Annotated in this window: 1 pseudogene; it reads right to left on the bottom strand. The window is 69.2% G+C overall.

The annotated features are described in order from the left end of the window. Positions 1–10: 10 nt before the first annotated feature. Positions 11–279: pseudogene (locus AC0CH3_RS17795) on the bottom strand (hypothetical protein); the annotation flags it as partial.

Below are 279 nucleotides of genomic sequence, written 5' to 3'. Positions count from 1 at the left end.
CCGGGAATGACTATTTCTGCCGCGGCATCGTCCGCAATCCCGGCACCGGCACGCTGTCCAGTTCGCCCGCGAACCCGAACGCGTCCGCAAGCACCGACGCGAGGGCACTGGCACGGTCGCCCGGCGTCTCGGCATCACCTGCGACGGTGGAGAGCTGCGTCTCCATCGCGTCCAGCAGCGTGGGCGAGGGGGCGAGATCGATGCCGGGTCGGACGAGACGTGCAAGCGACAGCGCGGCCTCATCGAGGACGATGTCCTCGTCGTCGATCAGGCCCAGGC

The sequence above is a fragment of the Sphingomonas sp. AC449 genome (assembly GCF_979253475.1).
The sequence above is the reverse complement of the archived record's forward strand: the minus strand, read 5'-3'. Positions and strand labels throughout refer to the sequence as shown.